Genomic DNA, 450 nt, shown 5'->3' with positions numbered 1-450 from the left:
ATCTAGCACTTCGCACCGAGGCTTACAACCCTCGGCTCTCGCAGGTGATTCGGGATCAGTCAGGCCCCCTGAGCCGTGGCCCGGAGGAGGGAGAATTGTCGTTGCGCCTATAGTCGTCTTTCGACAGATCGACGAAATCGTCCTGCCGCCGGCCGCGCCGGTAACGCGTGTGGTAGCTGACATTGATACGGCGGCCGACAAGCCGCCAGATCAGCTGCCGCACCGGCGGCACGAGCAGCAGCAGCCCGGCAACGTCGCTGAGGAAACCGGGAATGATCAGCAGGAAGGAGGCGATGACGATCATGAAACCATTGGCAATGCCCCGCGCCGGCGGTCGATGCAGTTTGATGTCCTGATTGATTTTTCGGAGCGCACCGAGCCCCTGATAGCGCAGAATCGCCACGCCGAGGATCGCCGCAAGCACCACCAGGCCAACCGTCTTCCATACGC

Annotated in this window: 1 protein-coding gene; it reads right to left on the bottom strand. The window is 62.0% G+C overall.

Going from position 1 to position 450, the window contains the following annotated elements; genetic code table 11:
* Window positions 1-55: 55 nt before the first annotated feature.
* Window positions 56-450: FxsA family protein (locus AC1D0P_RS29555; RefSeq protein WP_477679985.1), on the bottom strand; the 395-nt coding region annotated here is incomplete at its 5' end.

Source organism: Polaromonas sp. P1_G2, assembly GCF_056405515.1.
This window is presented reverse-complemented; position numbering and strand designations above follow the sequence as displayed.